The 23,624-nt window shown below is 61.0% G+C and carries 18 protein-coding genes; 11 read left to right on the forward strand and 7 right to left on the reverse strand.

The window, feature by feature from the left end:
* Positions 1 to 17: 17 nt before the first annotated feature.
* The 7 genes from ggt (at position 18) to ASE98_RS22960 (ending at position 9,070) form a co-directional block, all read left to right on the forward strand.
* Positions 18 to 1,745 (forward strand): gamma-glutamyltransferase, encoded by a 1,728-nt coding sequence (gene ggt, locus ASE98_RS22930; protein WP_060543587.1) that lies wholly within the window; start codon positions 18 to 20, stop codon positions 1,743 to 1,745.
* Positions 1,746 to 1,812: 67 nt separating this feature from the next.
* The gene (locus tag ASE98_RS22935; RefSeq protein WP_060543588.1) at positions 1,813 to 2,346 is read left to right on the forward strand and encodes a cysteine hydrolase family protein; all 534 of its coding nucleotides are present in this window, start codon (positions 1,813 to 1,815) and stop codon (positions 2,344 to 2,346) included.
* Positions 2,347 to 2,439: 93 nt separating this feature from the next.
* The gene (locus ASE98_RS22940; RefSeq protein ID WP_060543589.1) at positions 2,440 to 3,462 is read left to right on the forward strand and encodes a helix-turn-helix transcriptional regulator; all 1,023 of its coding nucleotides are present in this window, start codon (positions 2,440 to 2,442) and stop codon (positions 3,460 to 3,462) included.
* 138 nt (positions 3,463 to 3,600) lie between these two features.
* On the forward strand, positions 3,601 to 4,743 hold the full coding sequence (locus tag ASE98_RS26235; protein WP_082457617.1) for an RHS repeat-associated core domain-containing protein: 1,143 nt from the start codon (positions 3,601 to 3,603) through the stop codon (positions 4,741 to 4,743).
* Between the two features lie 299 nt (positions 4,744 to 5,042).
* On the forward strand, positions 5,043 to 6,785 hold the full coding sequence (locus tag ASE98_RS22950; protein ID WP_060543591.1) for an amidohydrolase: 1,743 nt from the start codon (positions 5,043 to 5,045) through the stop codon (positions 6,783 to 6,785).
* 109 nt (positions 6,786 to 6,894) lie between these two features.
* On the forward strand, positions 6,895 to 7,635 hold the full coding sequence (locus tag ASE98_RS22955; RefSeq protein WP_060543592.1) for a TorF family putative porin: 741 nt from the start codon (positions 6,895 to 6,897) through the stop codon (positions 7,633 to 7,635).
* Positions 7,636 to 7,681: 46 nt separating this feature from the next.
* Positions 7,682 to 9,070, forward strand: coding sequence for a purine-cytosine permease family protein (locus ASE98_RS22960; RefSeq protein WP_060543593.1), 1,389 nt, complete (start codon positions 7,682 to 7,684; stop codon positions 9,068 to 9,070).
* Positions 9,071 to 10,061: 991 nt separating this feature from the next.
* Here the strand turns inward: ASE98_RS22960 and ASE98_RS22965 are convergent.
* The 7 genes from ASE98_RS22965 to ASE98_RS22995 all read right to left on the reverse strand — a co-directional run bounded on the left by ASE98_RS22965 (position 10,062) and on the right by ASE98_RS22995 (position 17,337).
* Positions 10,062 to 10,778 (reverse strand): L,D-transpeptidase family protein, encoded by a 717-nt coding sequence (locus tag ASE98_RS22965; protein WP_060543594.1) that lies wholly within the window; start codon positions 10,776 to 10,778, stop codon positions 10,062 to 10,064.
* Positions 10,775 to 11,542, reverse strand: coding sequence for a M15 family metallopeptidase (locus ASE98_RS22970; RefSeq protein WP_060543595.1), 768 nt, complete (start codon positions 11,540 to 11,542; stop codon positions 10,775 to 10,777). The genes ASE98_RS22965 and ASE98_RS22970 overlap by 4 nt, the downstream gene beginning before the upstream one ends.
* A gap of 31 nt (positions 11,543 to 11,573) precedes the next feature.
* The gene (lipA, locus tag ASE98_RS22975; protein ID WP_060543596.1) at positions 11,574 to 12,566 is read right to left on the reverse strand and encodes a lipoyl synthase; all 993 of its coding nucleotides are present in this window, start codon (positions 12,564 to 12,566) and stop codon (positions 11,574 to 11,576) included.
* A gap of 161 nt (positions 12,567 to 12,727) precedes the next feature.
* Positions 12,728 to 13,984 carry a serine hydroxymethyltransferase gene (glyA, locus tag ASE98_RS22980; RefSeq protein WP_060543597.1) on the reverse strand — a complete coding sequence of 419 codons (1,257 nt, stop codon included), beginning with the start codon at positions 13,982 to 13,984 and terminating at the stop codon, positions 12,728 to 12,730.
* 41 nt (positions 13,985 to 14,025) lie between these two features.
* Positions 14,026 to 14,409 carry a glycine cleavage system protein GcvH gene (gene gcvH, locus ASE98_RS22985; protein ID WP_060543598.1) on the reverse strand — a complete coding sequence of 128 codons (384 nt, stop codon included), beginning with the start codon at positions 14,407 to 14,409 and terminating at the stop codon, positions 14,026 to 14,028.
* Between the two features lie 436 nt (positions 14,410 to 14,845).
* Positions 14,846 to 16,354, reverse strand: coding sequence for a sigma-54-dependent transcriptional regulator (locus tag ASE98_RS22990; protein ID WP_060543599.1), 1,509 nt, complete (start codon positions 16,352 to 16,354; stop codon positions 14,846 to 14,848).
* 68 nt (positions 16,355 to 16,422) lie between these two features.
* Positions 16,423 to 17,337 (reverse strand): LysR family transcriptional regulator, encoded by a 915-nt coding sequence (locus tag ASE98_RS22995; RefSeq protein ID WP_060543600.1) that lies wholly within the window; start codon positions 17,335 to 17,337, stop codon positions 16,423 to 16,425.
* Positions 17,338 to 17,488: 151 nt separating this feature from the next.
* On the opposite strand from ASE98_RS22995, the gene speB reads away from it, so the two are divergent.
* From speB to betA, 4 genes are all read left to right on the forward strand, one after another.
* Entirely contained in the window at positions 17,489 to 18,490 is a 1,002-nt protein-coding gene (speB, locus tag ASE98_RS23000; RefSeq protein WP_060543601.1) for an agmatinase, read from the forward strand.
* A 69-nt stretch (positions 18,491 to 18,559) separates the two neighbouring features.
* The gene (locus ASE98_RS23005; protein ID WP_060543602.1) at positions 18,560 to 20,068 is read left to right on the forward strand and encodes an aldehyde dehydrogenase family protein; all 1,509 of its coding nucleotides are present in this window, start codon (positions 18,560 to 18,562) and stop codon (positions 20,066 to 20,068) included.
* Between the two features lie 176 nt (positions 20,069 to 20,244).
* Positions 20,245 to 21,819 carry a purine-cytosine permease family protein gene (locus ASE98_RS23010; protein WP_060543603.1) on the forward strand — a complete coding sequence of 525 codons (1,575 nt, stop codon included), beginning with the start codon at positions 20,245 to 20,247 and terminating at the stop codon, positions 21,817 to 21,819.
* A gap of 2 nt (positions 21,820 to 21,821) precedes the next feature.
* Positions 21,822 to 23,510: a choline dehydrogenase gene (gene betA, locus ASE98_RS23015; protein WP_060543604.1), complete on the forward strand. Its 1,689-nt coding sequence runs from the start codon at positions 21,822 to 21,824 to the stop codon at positions 23,508 to 23,510.
* Positions 23,511 to 23,624 lie beyond the last annotated feature (114 nt).

Raw genomic sequence — 23,624 nt, forward strand, 5'->3', positions numbered from 1 at the left:
AAGAAGAGACCGACTCAATGAAGTACGAACCTTTTTCCAAATCGCTGATTGCGACCTCATTGGCGCTCAGCTGCCTGACGGCCCAAGCGGCCTCCGTAGCCCCGGTTGCCGGCGAAAACGGCATGGTGGTCACCGCCCAGCATCTGGCCAGCCATGTTGGCGTGGATGTGCTGAAGAACGGCGGCAACGCTGTGGATGCCGCCGTGGCTGTGGGTTATGCGCTGGCGGTGGTTTACCCTGCGGCCGGTAACCTCGGTGGCGGTGGTTTCATGACCATCCAGCTCGCGGACGGACGCAAGACTTTCCTCGATTTCCGCGAAAAGGCCCCACTGGCCGCCACCGCGAACATGTACCTCGACAAAGAGGGCAATGTAGTCCCGGACCTGAGTACCCGTGGCCACCTGGCGGTCGGCGTGCCGGGCACGGTGTCGGGCATGGAACTGGCATTGTCCAAGTACGGCACCAAGCCACGTAAAGAGGTGATCGCCCCGGCCATCAAGCTCGCCGAAGACGGTTTCGTGCTGGAACAGGGTGACGTCGAACTGCTGGAATACGCCACCGACGTGTTCAAGAAAGACATCAAGGATTCCGGCTCGATCTTCCTCAGCAACGGCGAACCGATGCAGGTCGGGCAGAAACTGGTGCAGAAGGACCTGGGCAAAACCCTGCGGGAAATCTCCGAAAAAGGCACTGATGGTTTCTACAAAGGCTGGGTCGCCGACGCCATCGTCACTTCAAGCCAGGCCAACAAGGGCATCATTACCCAGGCCGACCTGGACAAATACAAGACCCGCGAACTGGCGCCGATCGAATGTGATTACCGTGGCTACCACGTGGTCTCGGCACCGCCACCGAGCTCCGGGGGCGTGGTGATCTGCCAGATCATGAATATCCTCGAAGGCTATCCAATGAAGGAATTGGGCTATCACTCGGCCCAGGGCATGCACTATCAGATCGAAGCGATGCGCCATGCCTACGTGGATCGCAACAGCTACCTCGGCGACCCGGATTTCGTGAAGAACCCGATCGCCCACCTGCTGGACAAAAACTACGCGACCAAGCTCCGTGAGGCGATCAATCCGCAGAAGGCCGCGGTATCCAGCGAGCTCAAACCGGGTGTAGCCCCCCACGAAGGCAGCAACACCACCCACTATTCGATCGTCGACAAATGGGGCAACGCGGTGTCGGTGACCTACACCCTCAACGACTGGTTCGGCGCCGGGGTCATGGCCAGCAAGACCGGGGTCATCCTCAACGATGAAATGGACGATTTCACCTCGAAAATCGGCGTGCCGAACATGTACGGCCTGGTTCAGGGCGAAGCCAACGCCATCGCCCCGGGCAAGGCGCCGCTGTCGTCCATGAGCCCGACCATCGTCACCAAGGACGGCAAAGTGGTGATGGTGGTCGGCACCCCAGGCGGCAGCCGGATCATCACCGCAACCTTGCTGACCATGCTCAACGTGATCGACTATGGCATGAACATTCAGGAAGCGGTCGACGCACCGCGTTTCCACCAGCAATGGCTGCCGGAGGAAACCAACCTGGAGTTGTTCACCACCAGTCCCGATACGGTGAAGTTGCTGGAAAGCTGGGGCCACAAGTTTGCCGGTCCCCAGGACGCCAACCACCTGGCGGCGATCCTCGTCGGCGCACCGTCCCTGGAGGGCAAGCCGGTGGGCAAGAACCGCTTCTACGGGGCCAACGATCCACGGCGTAACACCGGGCTGTCGCTGGGTTATTGAGGCTTGTGTTTAAAAGGGGGCGGCCCTATGGTCGTCCCCCTGTTCAACGACATTTCAAGGAGGAATCATGGCCACCGCGCTGCTTGTCATCGACGTCCAGCAGGCTCTGAGCTGCGGCGAATACGAGTGCTTCGACATCGCCCGGGTCATCAATACGATCAACGACCTGTCTGCCCGGGTGCGCAAGGCCGGGTTGCCGGTAGTGCTGATCCAGCACGAGGAAGAGGGCGGTCCTTTCACCCATCAAACGCCCGGCTGGCAACTGGCCGAAGGGCTGCAAACCGCAGCCGGTGACCTGCGTGTACGCAAGACCACCGGGGATTCGTTCTACCAGACCAATCTGCAGAAACTGCTGCCCGCGCAGGACTTCGAACGCCTGATCATCTGCGGTCTGCAAACCGACTATTGCGTCAACGCCACGGTGCGCCAGGCCTTGAAACTGGGTTACGACGTGGTGCTGGCGGCCGACGCGCACTCGACCATGGACAACGGTACCCTCACCGCCGAAGACATCATCGTCGAACACAACAAGGACCTGGCACACCTGACCGGTTCGGTTGCGCGCATCGATGTGATACCCGCCCAAGACATCCACTTCTGAATCACCGCAATCCCACCTACACGGGGGTGGACGTTGTTGCTGCGGCTGTGGCATGTTCGAAAAATCAGTCATGTAGCCAGCAGGATCAAAATAATGGGGGAGGGTGACAAGGTCAGCGCAACGATGCCAATGACCACGCTAAAGGCGTTCAACCGCTGTGTATTGCACCTGGGCCAGTTGGCGCGCGATGGCGGTGCCTGCGGGTTCATCGCCGATGGCCTGCAGTCGTTCGCGGAACTTGTGCCTTTCACCTCTGCCTGGTGGGGCGAAATGTCCACACCGGGGATCGATGTTCCCCCGCAAAGCTGGATGCACGGGCGCATCAACCTGCCCGAATCCTTTGCCGCCGAATGGCATCCAGTGGCGGCCAACGACAAATTTTCCCACGACACCCTGAGCCAACCCGGCGAGGTGTTGCGCGACACCGGCTTCAACGACCCGTGCGAAGCGGTTAACGACTTCGCCCGGCGCTACGATCTTTTTCACCTGATGTGCGTTACCTACGAGTTGCCCGAAAGCGGTTTGATGTTCTTCGTCTGTCTCTACCGGGGCGAGCACGAACAGGCCTTCGATGAAATCGAGGCGCAGCTGTTTTCGGCTTTCTGCGATCACCTGTTCCAGTCATGGCGGTTTCAGGTGCAGGACATGATTCGCTTCGACACCGGCAACGGCGCCAGCGATTTCGGTGTCGCGCGCAGGGATGGCAGCCTGCTGTTTGTCGGCGCCCACCTGTGCGCCGCGATCCAGCGCGAGGTACCCGGCTGGAGCGGCTCGATGCTACCGGCGCAGGTGATCGCGCAACTGCACAAGGCACCCTGCGTGACTCGTTTGGGCCGCTGCGCGCTGACCCTGAGCTCCAACGCCGAACACGTCATCCTGTCCCTCGAAGCCCCCACAGGCGGGGAGGGCCTGGCACCGCGGGAGCGCACCGCAGCCATGCTGTTCGCCGCGGGCCACTCCTACAAGGAAATCGCCAAGCTACTCGCCCTGAGCCCTGCCACCGTGCGCACCTACCTGCGCAATTGCTACTTGCAGCTGGGGGTGAAAAGCAAGGTGGAGCTGGGCTCTGCGCTGCGTTTACCGAACTCGCCAGCGGAGTTTGCACGCAAGGATTGAATGTCGCGGATTGTGAACTGCTGCGATTGATTCTGTGGTTTATCAGTCCAATTGCCTATCAGTTCTGATAGTTCCAGTCGTGGGTAAAGTATTTGATACTCATCTCCTTCAGCTTTGGTTCTGAAGGAGTAGACGCTCATGACCTGTCCACCTGAAGCGATTCTGCGCAAATATCAGTACGACGCATTGGATCGACTTGCCAGCGATACACTGACGGATATTTCCGTGCGGAAGCGCTTTTACTGTCGTAGTCGTTTGTCTACCGAAGTACAAGGAGCTGTTACCTATTCACTGTTCCAAAGTGGTGATCAGTTGTTGGCGCAACAGCGATTTCACGGCGCGATACGTGAAGCCATATTAATAGCCACTGATCAGCAACGTTCGGTTTTGCGTAGCGTTGATGTCAATGCGCCCGAAGCCAGTGCCTATACGCCCTATGGCCATCGCTCTGGTAGAGATGAGTTTACCAGTCTGCTGGCATTCAACGGCGAATGGCGGGATGCATTGACTGGGCACTATTTGTTGGGCAACGGGTATCGGGCGTTTAATCCGGTGTTGATGCGGTTTAACAGTTCGGACAGTTTCAGTCCGTTTGGGAAGGGGGGAGTGAATGGGTATGCCTATTGTCAGGGGGATCCGATCAACAATAGCGATCCGACTGGGCATATGATTTTGCCAAGCAGAGTTAAAACGTTGGTCTCGGGGTGGTTAGGGAAAGTCAGAGCCAACTTGCGTGTTCGAGTCGGAGAGTCAATGCATAATTATTACTCTGTCGGGCCAGCCGCGATCAAGGAACTGGGTATTCGCACAATAAACCCACTCGATCCGATGTCTGGACCAGGCAATAAACTAGGGAGTTATTCAACGAGGTACGCTGATGAACCGGGAGTCAGATACCAAGAATACAGCTCCGGCGTGACCCGCAGCACAGTGCTTGATCCAACACCAGCCCAAGTACTGTTCGATGCTACACCAGGCTCAGAACTTGATCGCATTTATATGAACCCGCGACATCCGCAGCACCTAGAAGTACACCATGTGCATCAGCGAAGTTCCCAAAGAAATATTAGCAATCATTTATCTGTTCCGAACCCAGCCACGACCAATACTAATGGAATTCGTGAACCTAGCCTTGTATTTGCGCGAATTGATAGCGGGCTGGGGGGTGATATCCCAGGTGTTATGCCAAGCCAGTTGCTTCGTAGGATCACGTCTGGACGTATACCGGGCGTATCCCCAGCAGCAATACAGCGGCGATACCCTCAGTTTTTTTTCCGCTGAAATTTTCAGAGTAATGGAGGGTCGGGCTCGCCAGTAATAGTGCTTTATACCCACTTGTGCAAATTTGAGCCGGAGGGTTGCCACCTTTGCATAACCATACTATTTACCCGACCCTCCTCATTTGCAGAGGTCCATTCCAACGCTGCGCCCTATAGGGTAGGCCCTGTCTATCAAGGGCTTGCGCAGTCGCTTGCGGCCGTTTCAAAACAATAGGAACAGTGTTGGCCAAGCTGGCGCTGCAGGCCATTGCGCAAACCGCTACTTCCCGATTCGCCCAATAATAATCAGAGAGCGTTCCGATGCAGCGATTCATTCCCAATCTGTTGGCCGCCGCGCTGGCCTTGTCCTCGGTGCACGCCATGGCGGCCGCGGACCTTGTGCTGTTCAACGGCAAGGTATTCACCGCCGAACCCGGTCAAGGACTGGTACAGGCCGTCGCGGTGCAAGACGGCAAGATTCTGAAAGTGGGCAGCGATGCCGAAATCAATGCCCTGGCCGATGCCAGTACCCAGCGCATCGACCTGGCGGGCAAAGTGTTGATGCCGGGCATGATCGATACCCACAGCCATCCCGTCTCGGGCGCTTTCGACAGCATGAAGGCCAACCTGCTGGACGAGGTCAAACCCTTGCCGGAACTGGAGCAATGGTTGATCGAAGAAGACAAGGCCGGGCGTGCCCGGTCCGGTGATGTGATCAGCGTGGCCGGGGTCAGTTCGGCCTACTGGGAGAAAAGCCGTGAGCTCGGCAAAGTGTTCAACCAGGGGCGCTGGGCGGATCAACCGATTGTCTTCGGCGGCATCGACGGCCACACCGGTTGGGCCAACAACGCGATGCTCAAGCGTCTGAACATCGACGCGGCACTGGTCAAGAGCCTGCCGGAGAAAGAGCGCAGCTTCGTCGGCCATGAAGCAGACTTCACCCCTAACGGATACTTCGCCGAATCGCGCTGGGACGTGGTGCGCAACGGTATTCCGGCGCCCAGCCCGGAGGCCATGCTCAAGGCCGCTCGCGAGGCGGTGAAGATCAACAATCAATTCGGTGTCACCGCCTGGATGGATGCGGCGGCGAACGGTGGCAGTGAAGATTCGCTGTTCGACTTCCATGCCACCGCCGAAAGTGTCGGCGTGCTGCCGCTGTACAAGGAGCTGGCGCAGAGCGGCGAACTCAGCGCCCACGTCGCCGCGTTGATGGTCACCAATCCGAAGAGCAAACCCGCCGACCTGGAGGTGATCGCCACGGTGATGAAGCAATTCGAGGGCGTGCCTAACCTGACGTTCCCCGGCGTGAAGATATTTGTCGACGGTATTCTCGAGTTCCCGGGGCAAACAGCGGCGGTCGTGGTGCCGTACAAGAACAGCCACAAGGACGGTCAACTGCTGACCGACCCGGCGCATTTCGGCGAACTGGTCGTGGCGGCAGAAAAACGCGGCTGGATCGTGCACATGCACGCCGTCGGCGACCGCGCGGTGCGTGAAGCGCTCAATGGCGTGGCGTATGCGCGCAAGCTCAGTCCGACGCCCGTACCCCACAGCGTCGCGCACCTGCAACTGGTCAATCCCAAGGAGTTTCCACGCTTCAAGGAACTGGGCGTGATCGCTTCGATGCAACTGCTGTGGGCCACCGGCGAGTCTTACACCGTTGAACTGGTCAAGCCTTACATCAGCGCCTTTGCCTACGGTTACCAGTATCCCGCGCGGTCCTTGCAAAACGCCGGCGCGACGATTGCCGGTGGCAGCGACTGGCCGGTGTCGAGCGCCAACCCGTTCAACGCCATTGCCCAGGCCAGCACGCGCAAAGGTCCGTTGGGCGTACTCAATGCCAAGGAAAGCATCGACCGTCAGACCATGTTCTACGCCTACACCATCAACGCGGCGAAAACCCTGCGCCTGGAGCAGCAGATCGGTTCGCTGGCACCGGGCAAGCAGGCCGACCTGATCATCCTCGACCGCGACGTGTTCAAGGTCAGCGATGACGAACTGTTCGAAACAAAAGTCCTGAACACCTTCTTCGCCGGTAAGCAGGTCTACGCCCCCGCGTCCTGACCTGCGTACACCCGACACTTTTAAAAAAACGGCCAGCCCCTCGTAGCGCGAGGGGCCTGGCTTGGCCATGCCTGAAATTCCCCGTACGCCATAACAACAAGAGAACTGTATGAACGCACTTTCAGCATTGACCCTCGCAGCATTCGCACTGGCCCCCTTGACCAGCCAGGCCCTGACCCTCAACGATGATTTCAGCCTGGAGATGACCCTGGGCGTCATCAGCGATTACCGCACCCGGGGCATCTCGCAGACTCTGGGGGATCCGGCAGTGCAGGGCGGCGCAACGCTGCTGCACAGCAGCGGTCTGTACATTGGCGCCTGGACCTCCAACGTCGATTTCGGCGGCGGCTTCGACACTCGTCAAGAACTTGAGTACTACGCCGGTTACTACTGGCAGGCCACGGACGCCATCAGCCTGGATCTGGGCTACATCAAGTACGACTACCCGAAAAATGCCGAATTCAACCTCAGCGAGGTCTACGCCGTCCTCGACCTGTACGGCGTAAAGCTGGGTGCCTATTACTCCAAGGACACGCCGAACTTCTTCGGCGAGGACCAGGACACCCTTTACACCTACCTGGGCTACAAAATCGATTTGCCGGCCGAAGTCGGCCTGGACCTGCGCTTTGGGCGAAACGATGTGAATGACCCCGCGTTCTGGTCCGCCAGTGGCGATAGCCGTGAGTCTTACTACGAGTGGGAAGCCAAGCTGACCCGCGACTTCGTCGGCGTGACCTGGGGGCTGAGCTATGTCGACACTGACCTGTCGAAAAGCGAGTGCAGCAGTTGGTACGGCTATAACGACCTTTGCTCGGCAACGGTCGTAGCCAGCGCAACCAAGACCTTTTAAATTCCGTCCCTGACAACAAAAACAGTTCCACAAAGGAAACACCGTCATGAGTGCGCAACGCAGTCCCCTGATCGAGACCCGCTCGATCGATTTCATTCCCGAGGCTGAGCGACACGGCAGTCTCTACAGCCAGTTCACCCTGTGGCTCGGCGCCAACCTGCAAATCACCGCCATCGTCACCGGCGCCTTGGCCGTGGTGCTGGGCGGCGATGTGTTCTGGTCGCTGATCGGCTTGCTGATCGGGCAAGTGCTCGGCGGTGCCGTGGTGGCGCTGCACGCAGCGCAAGGGCCGAAGCTCGGTTTACCGCAGATGATCTCCAGCCGCGTGCAATTCGGCGTGTATGGCGCGGCTATCCCGATTGTCCTGGTGTGCCTGATGTACCTGGGTTTCAGCGCCACTGGCGCGGTGCTGTCGGGGCAGGCGATCGCGCAGTTGATCAGTGTCAGCGACAGCACCGGCATCCTGATCTTCGCGGCGAGCATAGCGTTCCTGACGATCTTCGGTTATCGGGTGATTCACCTGGTCGGGCGAGTGACCAGCGTGCTGGGCATCATCGCCTTCGCCTATCTGTTCACCCGGTTGATGAGCCTCAACGACATCGGGCTGCTGCTCGACAATCGTCATTTTGGCTGGAGCACCTTCCTGCTGGCGGTTTCGCTCTCGGCATCCTGGCAGATCGCCTTCGGCCCCTACGTGGCGGACTACTCGCGCTACCTGCCGAGCAAGACTTCGTCCTGGAAAACCTTTACCGCCGTGGGCCTCGGCACAGTGCTGGGGGCTCAGACTTCGATGGTGCTGGGGGTGTTCGCCGCCGCATTGGCAGGGGCCAGTTTCCGTGGACACGAAGTGGCGACCATTGTCGGTCTGGGCAGTAGCGGTGTGATCGCGTCCTTGCTGTACCTGAGCATCGTGTTCGGCAAGGTCACAGTGTCCACCCTCAACGCCTACGGCAGTTTCATGTGCATCGCCACCATCATCAGTGGCTTTCGTCGTCGCCTGGAAATCACCGCCCGCCAGCGCATGCTGTTTGTGCTGCTGATCGTCGCGGCGTCCACCGCGCTGGCATTGCTGGGGCAGTACTCGTTCCTCAACTCGTTCAAGTACTTCATCCTGTTTTTGCTGACGTTCTTCACCCCGTGGAGCGCGATCAACCTGGTGGATTACTACTTCATCAACAAGGAGCGTTACGACATTGCGGCACTGTCCGACCCGAACGGGCGCTACGGTCGCTGGAACGTGCTGGGGATCAGCGTGTACGTGATCGGCGTGTTGATCCAGCTGCCCTTTGTCGACACCCATTTCTACTCCGGGCCGATGGTTGCGCAGTTGGGCGGCGTGGATATTTCCTGGATCGTCGGGCTGCTGGTGCCGGGTGTGATCTATTACGCGCTGGCCAAGCCATCGATGGCTGCCGTGGCGGTCGAGCGCGGTTAACACCGGCAAGCACGGCTAGCTCTTGTAGTCAGGGGCTGCCTGTGGCGAGGGGGCTTGCCTGTGGCGAGGGGGCTTGCCCCCGCTGGACTGCGCAGCAGGCCCAAGTTTTTTGGGGCCGCTGCGCGACCCAACGGGGCAAGCCCCCGCTGGACTGCGTAGCAGGCCCAAGTTTTTTTGGGGCCGCTGCGCGACCCARCGGGGGCAAGCCCCCTCGCCACAAAAGCCTGTTCGCCACAACAGCCTTTCGCCACAGGCAAGYCCGCTCAGCGTCCTGTTCAGCGCTCGGGRAKYTTCCAGYCTTCGCGCAAYTGTGGCGAGGGGGCTTGCCCCCGCTGGACTGCGYAGCAGGCCCAAGTTTTTTTGGGGCCGCTGCGCGACCCAGCGGGGGCAAGCCCCCTCGCCACAAAAGCCTGTTCGCCACAAAAACTCCAYTATCYCAGGCAGCCTTTCGCCACAGGCAAGCCCGCTCAGCGTCCTGTTCAGCGCTCGGGAAKTTTCCAGYCTTCGCGCAAYTGTGGCGAGGGGGCTTGCCCCCGCTGGACTGCGTAGCAGGCCCAAGTTTTTTTGGGGCCGCTGCGCGACCCAACGGGGGCAAGCCCCCTCGCCACAAAAGCCTGTTCGCCACAAAAGCTCCACTTTCTCAGGCAGCCTTTCGCCACAGGCAAGCCCGCTCAGCGTCCTGTTCAGCGCTCGGGGAGCTTCCAGTCTTCGCGCAACTGTGGCGAGGGGGCTTGCCCCCGCTGGACTGCGYAGCAGGCCCAAGTTTTTTGGGGCCGCTGCGCGACCCAACGGGGGCAAGCCCCCTCGCCACAAAAGCCTGTTCGCCACAAAAGCTCCACTTTCTCAGGCAGCCTTTCGCCACAGGCAAGCCCGCTCAGCGTCCTGTTCAGCGCTCGGGGAGCTTCCAGNTCGCCACAAAAGCCTGTTCGCCACAAAAGCTCCACTTTCTCAGGCAGCCTTTCGCCACAGGCAAGCCCGCTCAGCGTCCTGTTCAGCGCTCGGGGAGCTTCCAGACTTCGCGCAACTGCTCGTACTGCGCCTCGGGCAGTTGCACTAGCACGGGTGATTTTTTCGGGTCCAGCCACTCGAACAAACGGGCGATATCGGCCGGGTCCATGGCGGTGCAGCCACGGGTAGGCGCGGTGGGGCCGCGCCAGATGTGGAAGAAAATGCACGAGCCGGCGGTGGGCGAGGCCGGGGTGTTGTGTTCGATGAAGATGCCTTGTCGATACAGCTCATCGCTGCGGCGCATGCGTTCGGAACTGTGCCAGTCCCTGGTGACCGCAGCACCGTCGACCAGTTGGTTGTAGCGTGCTGAGGCGCTGTCGTCCACGCACTCGATGGTCGACGCCAGGGGCAGGTAGGGCAGCTTGGTCGCAGCTGTGTCGGCGTAACCAAACGCGCTGCCCAGACTGAACATCCCGGCCGGGGCTTTGCCGTCGCCTTCCTGTTTAACCGGCCCGGAGTTTTGCTCAACGTCGAGCAAGCCCTTGCCCCAGCCCATGCCGTTTTTGCCGAGCACCACCGCAAAAGGTGCTGCAAACTTTTCGAAGACCTTGCCGCGCCGTTCATAGCGCTGGGCACTGCCCTGGAGGTCATCCCAGTTTTTGCTGGTGACCACGATCAGTTGTTCGCTGTCGTCCAGCCCTTGGGCCATGGCCGCCAATGGAAAACACAACAGCAACAGGATGCTGACCAGTTTGTTCATGGCGCGGGCGGCGTAATGGGGAAATCCATGACGTCCGGCTTCGGCGCATCTGCGCGGTAGGTGAAGTGCCACCACTCGGCCGAATAACCGCTGAAACCCTCTTTTTCCATGGCGCTATTGAGCCGTTGGCGGTTGGCTTTGGCCGTCGCGCCGATCAGCGCCGAGTCGGTGTGCGCGCGTTCATCGAAGCAGTCGAAGCCGGTGCCCATGTCGAGCGCGCCGTCGCGCCAGCGCTGGCCGTAAGGGGCGGTGCAATCGACAGGCGTGGCAGCCGGCGTCCAGGCTGCGGCGGGCAGGGCGTCGGGCCCGGTCAGGGTCAGGTCGACGGTGTTGCCCCGGGAATGATTCGACACCCGGGCTACATAGCCCAGACGCCAGAAATCTTTCTTGTCCAGGGTCGGGTAGAACTCGCTTTTCAATGGGTCACCCGGCTGCGTGGCGAAGCGTCCCATGTCGGCCACGGCCCGGGTCGGTCGGTAGCAGTCGAAGACTTTCAGTCCGTAACCCTGGGCTTGCAGCGCCGTCTGCACCCGGGCCAGCGCCTGGGCAGCGTCCAGGGACAGCAGGCACTGCGGCGCCTGGTAGCCGTCGAGTGGGTGCCCGGTGAAGTTGTGGGCGCTGGCGTAACGGATGTCCTGCTCAATGCTTGGGGCGACCGAGCGCAAGTACACCATATGGCCGGGCCTTGGCTCGTCGGCCAGGCACGGCAGGGCGAGGCTCAGGCACAGCAACAATAACGGACGTGAACGGGCGGCTGAAGACATCGGCAAGGGCCTCAGGGCAGGAGCAGTCTGCTTATGATGGCTTGAAACCGTCTGCACCTCCATGAAGTTGTTGATCGGCATGGTAGGACGAGCGCACCAGCGGGCCGGACGCGACATTCTTGAAGCCCATGCGCATGCCTTCCTCGGCGAACCAGGCGAAGGTGTCGGGATGCACGAAGCGCTGGACCGGCAGGTGACTGCGCGAAGGCTGCAGGTACTGCCCCAGGGTCAGCATGTCGATCTCGTGCTCACGCATGCGCTGCATGACTTCGATGACTTCCTCGTCGGTTTCGCCCAGGCCGAGCATCAGCCCGGATTTGGTCGGCACCCCGGGCACTGCTTGCTTGAATTTGTGCAGCAAGTCCAACGACCACTCGAAGTCCGATCCCGGCCGTGCGGCCTTGTACAGGCGCGGCACGGTTTCCAGGTTGTGGTTGAACACATCCGGTGGTTCGCTGGCGGTGATTGCCAGCGCCACGTCCATGCGCCCGCGATAGTCAGGCACCAGGGTTTCCAGCGGCACCCCCGGCGACAGCTTGCGGATTTCCCGCAGGCAATCGACAAAATGTTGGGCGCCGCCATCGCGCAGGTCATCGCGATCGACCGAGGTGATCACCACGTATTTCAGGCGCAGTTCGGCGATGGCCACGGCCAGGTTCATCGGCTCATTGGTATCCAGCGGTTTGGGCCGGCCATGGCCGACATCGCAAAACGGACAGCGGCGGGTGCAGATGTCGCCCATGATCATGAAGGTCGCGGTGCCCCCGGAGAAACATTCGCCCAGGTTCGGGCACGAGGCTTCTTCGCAGACGCTGTGCAGCTTGTGTTTGCGCAACAGTTGCTTGATGCGCTCGACTTCGGGAGAGATCGGCATGCGCACGCGAATCCAGTCGGGTTTGCGCGGGAACTCGTCGGTGGGGATGATCTTCACCGGAATCCGCGCGACTTTTTCTGCGCCGCGCAGTTTGGTGCCGACTTCTACTTTGGCCGGGCTGTTTGCGACTGATTCCACAGGTGTACTCATGGGTATTTTTTCTATTGGTCGAGTGGGGAGAGGTGAGTGCAGTCACGGACCCTGTGGGAGCGGGCTTGCTCGCGAAGAGGGAGTGTCAGTCGATATCAATGGTGACTGGCACACCGCCTTCGCGAGCAAGCCCGCTCCCACAGGGTTTTGTGCTGTGGTGCTCAGTCGCGGTAGACCGGGAAATCAGAACACATGGCCGCCGCTTGCTGTGCGACCCTGGCTTCTACACCGGCATCGCCGAGGTGGTCGAGGATGTCGCAGATCCAGCCGGCCAGGGCAATGCTTTGCGCCTCCTTGAAACCACGGCTGGTAATCGCCGGGGTGCCGATGCGCAAGCCGGAAGTCACGAAGGGTGACTGCGGGTCGTTCGGCACGGCGTTCTTGTTTACGGTGATGCCGGCACGCCCCAGGGCCGCGTCGGCGTCCTTGCCGGTCAGGCCCTGGCGGATCAGGCTGACCAGGAACAGATGGTTGTCGGTGCCGCCGGAGACCACGTCATAACCACGCTCGATAAAGACCTTGGCCATGGCCTGGGCATTGCGGATCACCTGCGCCTGATAGGTCTTGAACGCCGGCTCCAGCGCCTCCTTGAAACACACGGCCTTGGCCGCGATCACGTGCATCAGCGGGCCGCCCTGGCCACCGGGGAATACCGCAGCGTTGAGCTTTTTCTCCAGTTCCGGGTTGGCCCTGGCCAGAATCAGGCCGCCGCGAGGGCCGCGCAGGGTCTTGTGGGTCGTGGTGGTGACCACGTCGGCATACGGCAGCGGGTTCGGATACAAACCGGTCGCCACCAGGCCAGCGACGTGGGCCATGTCGACGAAGAAGTAAGCGCCAACCTTGTCGGCGATCTGCCGGAAGCGCGGGAAGTCCAGGGTCTTGGAGTACGCGGAAAACCCGGCGATGATCATCTTCGGCTGGTGCTCGACCGCGAGGCGCTCGACTTCGTCGTAATCGATCAGGCCGGTGACCGTGTCGATACCGTACTGCACCGCGTTGTAGAGCTTGCCGGAGAAGCTCACCTTGGCGCCGTGGGTCAAGTGGCCGCCATGGGCCAGGCTCATGCCCAGCACGGTGTCACCGGCTTGCAGCAGGGCCAGATACACCGCCGCGTTGGCCTGGCTGCCGGAGTGCGGCTGTACGTTGGCGTAGTCGGCGCCGAACAGCTGTCTGGCACGGTCGATGGCCAGTTGCTCGACCACATCGACGTGTTCGCAGCCGCCGTAGTAACGCTTGCCCGGATAGCCTTCGGCGTACTTGTTGGTCAGGCCGCTGCCTTGGGCCTGCATCACCCGTTGGCTGGTGTAGTTCTCCGAGGCAATCAGCTCGATATGGTGTTCCTGTCGTGCATCCTCGGCGTTCATCGCCGCCAGCAGTTCGTCGTCGTAGCCTTTGATCTGGTCGTGTTTGCTGAACATGGTGGGGTCCTTTTGCGTATTCGGGAAATGGCGAAGGGTTTTCAAGCGTCTGCGTGTTCGGCGGTCAGGCGTTCATAGGCGTCTTGATCCAGTAAATCGCTCAACGCCTCGACATCGACCGGCTTGAAACGAAAGAACCAGCCTTCGCCCAGTGGATCTTCGTTGACCAGTTCAGGGGTGTTTTCCAGCGTTGCGTTGACGTCGACAACCTCACCATCGAGCGGCATGCCGATACTGCTGGCGGCTTTCACCGATTCCAGTACCGACACTTCAGCGCCAGCTTCGAAGGCGCCCGGTTCAGGCACCTGAACGAACACCACATCCCCCAGCGCCTGCTGGGCAAACGCAGTGATGCCCACGGTGACCAGACCATTGCTCTCAAGGCGCAACCATTCGTGATCGACGGTAAAACGCAGTTCGCTCATCTCAATTCCTCATTGTTCTGACTCATCCGCTGCAGGTGGCGGATGGCGATTGACGGGCTCGTGGCGAGGCAACGAGCGGGCTGAGGTTGAGATAGCAAGGGTGGTGCCAATGTTGTTTATTTGTTTTAAATCAGTGACTTAAAAAATTACTAAGAGTGTTGTCCGCTCATGTTGTATTGAAATCAATACAGGCCGATAAAGCGCTGGGCGCAAGCGCCGTGATTGCTGGCAGGAAAGGGTTGTCTTGATTTCGTTACGTTGTATTGATTTTCAGACGAAGGGTTCAGTTGGAACACGGTCCACTGTGGGATCCAGCCTGCTCGCGATGGGGGCGTGTCAGTGGATATTTTATGTCGACTGTCAGGCCGCTATCGCGAGCCGGCTCGCTCCCACAGGGGAGCAGTATTGCCTGTGGGATCGGGTCGCGGCAGGGGTATCAGGCCTTGCCGGGGATGCCGTATTTGCGCAGGCGAATGGCGATTGCGCTATGGGATGTCTGCAACCGCGCTGCGAGCAAACGGCTGGACGGATAACTGCGATACAACTGCTCCAACAGGTTCTTTTCAAAGCCGCCAACCGCTTCTTCCAGACTGCCGACTTCACCATCATTCTGTCGCTCCACGGCGGTGCGGGCGATGTCGAGGTCGTCGATGTCCACCAGCGGATTTTCGCAGATGGCCGCCGCGCGAAAGATCACGTTCTGCAGTTGCCGCACATTGCCCGGCCAGCGATTGCCGAGCAGGGCGGAAAAAGTACTCGGCGCCAAGCGACACACCGGGCGCTGGATCTGCGCGCAGGCCTGCTGCATGAAGTGATTGGCCATCAACAGGATGTCGTGGCCGCGCTCGCGCAATGGTGGAACCTGCAGGTTGAGCACGTTGAGGCGGTAGAACAGGTCTTCGCGAAAACGTCCTTCTGCGACCATTTTTTCCAGGTCGCGGTGGGTCGCACTGAGCACCCGCACATTGACCCGGACCTCCTTGTCGCCACCCACCCGGCGGAAGCATCCGTCGCTCAAAAAACGCAGCAACTTGGCTTGCAGGTACGGCGACATTTCCCCCACTTCATCAAGGAACACCGTGCCCTGGTCGGCCAGTTCCAACAGGCCGAGCTTGCCGCCCCGTTGCGCGCCGGTGAAGGCGCCGGGGGCGTAGCCGAACAGCTCGCTTTCGGCCAGGCTCTCCGGCAGTGCCGCGCAGTTAAGGGCTAGAAACGGCGCATCGTGCCGGGGGCTGATGGCATGGCAGGCGCGGGCCACCAGCTCCTTGCCGGTGCCGGTTTCACCCTGGATCAACAACGGCGCATCGAGCGCCGCCACTCGCTGCGCCCGGGCCTTGAGCGCACGAATCGGTGGCGATTCGCCGAGCAGTGCATCGAAGCCTTCGGCGTGGTCATGGTGAAGCGCCGACAGGCGTTCGCCGATACGGCTGGGCTGATACAGCGTGAGCAGGGCGCCGGCGTCGGTGACAGGCATCGCATCGAGGAGCAAGGTCTGGCCACCCAGGCTGACCTCGTGCATCGGCAGGCGAAAGCCGTGTTCGATCAGATTGCGCTGCAAATCGGCATCATCGAACAGTGCCGTCAGCGGTTCTCCGGCCGGTTCCCGACCGCAGAGGGCGATCAGCGCCGGGTTGGCCAGCAGTACATGGCCGCGATCATCGACGGCCAGCACCGGGTCGGAACTGGCCGCCAGCAACGCATCCAGTTGCAGGCGCCGGCGTTGTCCCGGAAGGATGTCGACCATGGTCACCGCTTGCACGCCACGCACACCGAACAGCGCCTCGCGTAACTCTTCCAGCACCTCGGCGCCGAGGGTTGGCGCGTCGATGTAAACGTTCGGCGGCACCATTTCCACCGCATCCAGGTTGAAACTGCGCCCGCCGAGCAGGGCCAGCACTTCCTGGGTAATACCGACGCGGTCGATGAAGGTAACGTGAATGCGCATGACGGGCCTGCAATGTTGGCGGACCCAATCAGTATGCCCGGCCAATTTTCCTTTTGGCGAGCGTCACGTCAGCCGTTGGCGGTTTTGCGCGAGCTGGCGGCCAGGTCTTCGAGGAAGGCCTGCAGGATCGGCGGCGGGGCGACGCCACGTCGGGTGATCACATCGAACGGAGACTTCAGGCGCAGGCTGGCGGGGGCAAGCTGGTGCATCTCGCCGCTCTTGACCCATTGCGCGGCGAAGTGCTCGGGCAGGAAGCCCAGGTAGGCGCCGGAAATGATCAGGATTGCCGTGGCTTCGATGTTGTCCACCGTGGCGGCGGCCTTGCTCACACCCAGGTGTTCGAGGTCGTACTGCTGCATATAGCCGCGCACGACGATGCGCGACGCAGCGATCTCTTCGAGCAATTCCTGACCTTCAGCCTCGCTGCCGTACAACGGGTGCCGCCGGCCGCAATACAAACCGAGGGCTTCCTGGTACAGCGGCGATTGCAGCAGCCCCGGCACATGGATCGGAAAGTGCCCGATGGCCAGGTGCAAGCGGCCGTCGAGCACCCGTTCTTCGAGTTCCGCCGGGGTGCCGACGTACACGTTCAGGTGCACGTCATGACCCCGGGAGACGAAGCGTTGGGTAGTGCGTGGAATCGGCGACTCGGGGTCGGTGATGGTGGTGTCGATGATCCCCAGATTGAGCTTGCCGCTGATGTGCTGCTTGAGCACATCGGCGTCCATGCAGAAGTTTTCCACCGCCGAGAGCAGGCGCTGGGTGGCTTCATGAATCGCCACGCCTTGCTCGGTCAGGCGAAAGCCACTGCGCCCGCGCTGGCAGAGTTTGACCCCGAGCCGGGTTTCCAGATGGGTCATCTGTTCGCTGATGGTCGACTGCCCGGCGTTCAAGGCCGCCTGCGCGGCCGAGAAACCGCCGCAGCGGACAATCGTGGCGAACACCCTGAGCAGTTTCAGATCGACATCGTGCAGCTGGATCACCTGGGACCTCCGGCGTGTGGATGCATCGGTTATGCCGATATGAGTATCTGATGTTTAGCATTTTTTCCACGAAAACCTGCGCCCATAGTCACTCCAACGGCGGTCGCCTTGCAGTCCGCCAAGCCGATAACAAGAAGTGGAGAGGCTTGAAATGTCGAATAACGGTTATGAATCCGGTCGCCTGAACCTGCCGTTCGTAGGTCACTGCACCTTTGGCAAATCCCCGGTGTGCACCGATTGGGATGCCCTGGACGCCGACGTCGCGGTGCTTGGCGTGCCCAACGACATGGGCACCCAGTGGCGCTCCGGCGCACGCTTCGGGCCACGCGGGATTCGTGAAGCATCGACGCTGTTTTCCTTCGGCCATGCCGGCGCCTACGACCACGAAGATGACGTCATGTACCTGACCGCGTCCGACGTGCGCATGGTCGACGTCGGTGATGCCGACATCGTCCACACCGACATGCAAACCAGTAACCAGAACACCGAATACGCGGTCCGCAAGATCCTCGATGCTGGCGTGATGCCGGTGGTGCTCGGCGGCGACCACTCGGTGCACGCGCCGGTGATCAAGGCCTTTGAAGGCCGCGGCCCGATCCACATCATCCACTTCGACGCCCACCTCGATTTCGTCGACGAACGCCACGGCGTACGCTACGGCCACGGCAACCCGCTGCGTCGCGCGTCGGAAATGAACCACATTGTCGGCATGACCCAGATGGGCATCCGCAACGTTTCCTCGTCCAATCGCGATGACTATGAAGCCGCCCATGAAGCCGGTTCGAAGATCCTCTCGGTGCGTGACGTACGCCGCCTCGGCGTGGAAGGCGTGCTGGCGCTGATCCCGCAGAACATCAACTACTACATCACCATCGACATCGACGGTTTCGACCCGTCCATCGCCCCTGGCACCGGCACCCCGAGCCACGGCGGTTTCCTCTACTACGAAGTGCTGGAAATCATCCAGGCCCTGGCCAAGCGCAGCAAAGGCAACATCGTCGGCATGGACCTGGTGGAAGTCGCACCGGTGTACGACCCGACCGGCATGACCTCGATTCTCGCTGCGCAACTGCTGCTCAACAGCATCGGCTTCATCTTCCACGAGCGTGGCCTGGTACGGGCAGCCGCCGTGAGCGAAACGACGCTGGCTTAAGAGCTGAGCCTGAACATCGAAACCACAAAGCCCCGGCAGGACCTGACTGCCGGGCAGAGAGAATAAAAAATGGACACGATCGTCAAAAGTTACCTGCAAAAATTCGGCGTCAGCGAAGCCACCCAGACCTTCCTCAGCAAGGTCCAGAAAATGTTCATCGGTGGTGCCTGGGTCGAGGCCAGCGACGGCCAGACTTCCGATGTCATCGAGCCATCCACCGAAGGCCTGATCACGCGCATTCCCATGGGCACCACCGATGACCTGGACCGCGCCGTGCAAGCCGCCCGCGCCCAGTTCGACGGCGGCGCCTGGCGTCAGGCGAAACCGGCGGAACGCGAGCGCATGATGCAGCGCCTGGCCGACCTGATCGAACAGAACGCCGCAGAACTGGCCGAAATCGAATCGATCGACATGGGCAAATCCGTGGCCTTTGCCAAGGATGTCGATATCCAGGGCACCGTTGATACCTTGCGCTACTTCGCCGGTTGGGCCACCAAGCTTCACGGGCGCACCGTCGAGCCCTCGCTGCCGGGCAATTACCTGGCCTATACCCGCAAGGAAGCGGTCGGGGTGGTCGGCGCCATCGTGCCGTGGAATTTCCCGCTGCAGACCATGGCGTGGAAGCTCGGTGCCGCCCTGGCCACCGGTTGCACCGTGGTGGTCAAACCCGCCGAACTGACCTCGCTGTCGGCCCTGCGCTTTGCCGAACTGGTGCAGGAAGCGGGCATCCCTGACGGCGTGATCAACATCGTCACCGGGCGCGGCAGTGTGGTTGGCGCGGCCATGGCTACGCACCCGGGCATCGACAAACTGACCTTCACCGGATCGACTCCCGTAGGCCGCACCGTCGGCCAGGCGGCAGTGGACGAAATGAAGCGACTGACCCTCGAGCTCGGCGGCAAATCACCGGTCATTGTCTTCGCCGATGCGGATATTCCAGCTGCCGCCCAAGCGGTCGCAAACGGTGTGTTTTTCAACTCGGGACAGGTATGCGACGCCGGTACACGGGCTTATATTCATAGCAGCGTCTACGAGCAATTCCTGGGCGAGCTGATCGCCTACACCCGCACCCTGAAGATCGCTCCGGGCCTGGACCCTGAGTGCTTCATCGGCCCGCTGGTTTCGGCCCTGCAAAAGCAGCGCGTGACCGAGTACATCGAAACCGGCAAGCAGGAAGGCGCGCAACTGGTCTACGGCGGCCAACCGGTCGATGGCCCGGGCTTCTTCGTCGAGCCGACCATCTTCGCCAACTGCCGCAACGACATGCGCATCGTCCAGGAAGAGATCTTCGGCCCGGTGCTGGTCACTGCACCGTTCGACGACGAAGAGCAAGCGCTGGCCCTGGCCAACGACTCGCAATATGGCCTGGCTGCAGCGCTGTATTCCAACGACCTGGGCAAGGTGCACAGCCTGATCCCCCGCCTGAAGGCAGGCTCGGTCTACGTCAACGCCCACGGCACCCTCGATCCATCGATGCCGTTCGGTGGCTACAAACAGTCCGGGTTCGGCAAGGACCTGGGCGCCGAGCAGCTCGACTACCTGCTCGAAACCAAGGCGGTGTGGATCACGCTGCCTTGAGTCACGGTTGACTCTGCTTTTGTGGGAGCGGGCTTGCTCGCGAAGGCGGCCGGTCAGTCGACATGGATGGTGCCTGACACACCGCTTTCGCGAGCAAGCCCGCTCCCACAGGGGCGTCGTTCACCCGAAACAACGCGGTTTTTATCGTCATGATCTTCCAACAATAAGAGTCCATCATGAACACAAACGCCAAGTCCGCCACGAGCGTGTCCGCCCTCGATGACAAGTCCGTCGTCGAGGGGCATTCGATTGATTTCATTCCCGAGAACGAGCGCACCGACAAACTGTCGAGCCAGGGCCCGTTCTGGTTCCTCGGCAATTTCACTTTCTTCACCATGACCATCGGCTTCGTCGGCCCGAGCGTCGGCCTGACTGCGCTGTGGACCACGCTCGCCGGCACCCTGGGCATCATGTTCGGCACGCTGTTCATGGCTTTCCATGGTTCGCAGGGCCCGCACCTGGGCTTGCCACAGATGATCCAGTCCCGTGCGCAGTTCGGTTATCGCGGGGTGATTCTGGTACTGCTGGCGACGCTGTTCGTGTTCGCCGGGTTCAATATCGTCAACCTCGTATTGATGATGCAGGGGCTGCATACGCTGTTCGGTTTCGACCCTGCGGTGATCGCCGTGGCGGTGACCCTGCCGGCGGCGGTCCTGGCGATCCTGGGCCATGACTGGATGCACCGCAGCTTCAAGTGGGCGCTGTACCTGTCGCTGCCGTTGTATGGCCTGGTGACCCTGGCGGTGTTGATGGGTTGGGTTCCGGATGCGGTGTTGCCGGCGCTGGCAGAAGGTGAAGTGGCCCGGGAACCGCTGGGCTTCAACTGGACCGGTTTCATCGCGCAATTCGCCGCGGCCGCCAGTTACAACATCGCCTACGCCCCTTATGTATCGGACTACTCGCGCTACCTGCCGAAGAACACCTCAAGCGGCAAGCTGATCGCCGTGGTGTTTCTCGGGGCTTCGTTGTCCGGTGCGTGGATGATTTCCGTGGGCGGCTGGCTCGCCGATCACCTGCATTCGACCGACGTGCTGGTGGCCCTCGGGCAAGTGGGCAACACCGTGTCGCCGCTGATGGGTACGGCGGTGGTGGTCGTGACCATCCTGGCATTCCTGCCGGTGATCGCGATGAATATCTACAGCGCCAAGCTGACCACCCTGACCTGCGTCGACTCGATCAAGCACATCGAGCCAACGCGCAAGGCGCGCATCCTCGCCATTGCCTTTGTGATCCTGCTGCAACTGGGTGTGGCCCTGAGCATCCAGAGCACCGGCAAAGGCCTGTCGGTACTGGGCATCTACCTGGTGGTGATGCTGTACTTCCTGGTGCCCTGGACCTCGGTCAATCTCACCGACTACTTCTTCGTGCGCAAGGGTCGCTACGCCATCCCGCACTTCTTCATGCCCAACGGCAACATCTACGGCAACTGGGGACTGCGCGGCATCGCTGCCTATGCCATCGGCTTCATTTCGATGATTCCGTTCTTCTACATCTTCGACGGCGTTGAACAGCGCGAAGTCTATGTCGGCCCGCTCGCCAAGGCGCTGGGCAGCATCGACATCGCCTGGCTGGTCGGTTTGATCGTATCGGGGCTGGCGTACTACTGGCTGAGCCGCTCGATCGATCTCAAGCGCGAAGAAACAGTGATCCAGCAGATCGAGAAAACTTCCCCGCAATTCACCACCGGCGACACGCTGACCCACAAACAGCAACCACTGCCGGTATTCACACAATCGTCGGTCGGGAGATAGTCATGACCACGCAAAAATACGACTACATCATCATTGGCGCAGGCTCGGCTGGTTGTGTGTTGGCCAACCGCCTGAGCGAAGACCCGGCCACCTCGGTGCTGGTCCTGGAATTCGGCGGCAGTGACAAGAGCGTAGTGATCCAGATGCCGAGCGCCTTCTCGATCCCGATGAACACCAAGAAGTACAACTGGCGCTACGAGACCGAGCCGGAGACTTACCTCAACGGCCGGCGCATTCACTGCCCACGGGGCAAGGTGCTCGGTGGTTCGTCATCGATCAATGGGCTGGTGTACATCCGTGGCCACGCGCTGGATTTCGACGAGTGGGAATCCCTCGGGGCCGAAGGCTGGGGTTATCGCAACTGCCTGCCGTACTTCAAGCGTGCCGAGAGCTACGAGTCCGGTGGTGACAGCTATCGCGGGCAGACCGGGCCGCTGCACACCACCAACGGCAACCACATGAAAAACCCGCTGTACGGTGCCTGGGTCGATGCCGGTGCCGAGGCGGGCTACATTAAGACCGAGGACTGCAACGGCTACATGCAGGAGGGTTTTGGCGCCATGCACATGACCGTGAAAAACGGTGTGCGCTGCTCCACGGCCAACGCCTATCTGCGCCCGGCCATGGACCGTCCCAACCTGACCGTGATCACCCACGCGATGACCCGCCAGATCATTCTTGAAGGCAAGCGCGCGGTGGGGGTCATCTACGACCACGGCGGCCAGACGCAGCAGGTCTATTGCAGCCGCGAAGTGCTGGTGTCGTCGGGCCCAATCGGTTCGCCGCACCTGCTGCAACGTTCCGGCATCGGCCCGGCCGAAGTCCTGCGCAAGGCCGGGATCGGCGTACGCCATGACCTGCCGGGAGTAGGGGAGAACCTGCAGGATCACGCCGAGGTTTACATCCAGTTCGGCTGCAAGGAACCGGTGACCCTCAACAGTAAAATGGACCCGCTGAGCAAGCTGATGATCGGTTTGCGCTGGCTGCTGTTCAAGGACGGCCTGGGCGCCACCAACCACTTCGAGGCCGGAGGTTTCATCCGCTCCGAGAAGGGCCTGCGCTGGCCGGACATCCAGTTCCACTTTCTGCCGGCGGCGATGCGTTACGACGGCAACAAACCGATCAAGGGCCATGGCTTCATGGTGCTCACAGGTCCCAACAAACCCAAGAGCCGCGGCTATGTGCGGGTGCGTTCGGCCGACCCGTACGAGCATCCGGAAATTCGTTTCAACTATCTGGAGCGCGAAGAGGACCGCGAAGGTTTCCGCCGCTGCATCCGCCTGACCCGCGAAATCATCGGCCAGAAAGCCATGGACCGCTTCCGCGACGGCGAAATAGCCCCGGGTGCTCAGGTCACCAGCGATGAAGACCTTGATGCCTTCGTACGTGACAACCTGGAAAGCACCTACCATCCGTGCGGTTCGTGCCGCATGGGCGAGGACGACATGGCGGTGGTCGATTCCGAGTTGCGCGTGCGCGGCATCGCCGGCCTGCGGGTGATCGACTCCTCGGTGTTCCCGACCGAGCCCAACGGCAACCTCAACGCACCGACCATCATGCTCGCCGAGCGGGCTTCGGATCTGGTGCGCGGGCGGAGCATGCTGCCGGCAGCGGACGTGCCGGTGGGGCTGGTAGAGAACTGGGAAAGCAGCCAGCGTACTTCATTGCCAGGGCGCAACGTACGGGTCTGACTGCGTCGTCGACCCAATGTGGGAGATTCTATGGTTGAGGGGAAGCCCTCAACTGACTTTTGGCTGATATTCGCTTTGTCCTTTCAGCAAGGCGAATACCACCCGAGCAAGCTT

Source organism: Pseudomonas sp. Leaf48, assembly GCF_001421885.1.
Classification (GTDB): Bacteria; Pseudomonadota; Gammaproteobacteria; order Pseudomonadales; family Pseudomonadaceae; genus Aquipseudomonas.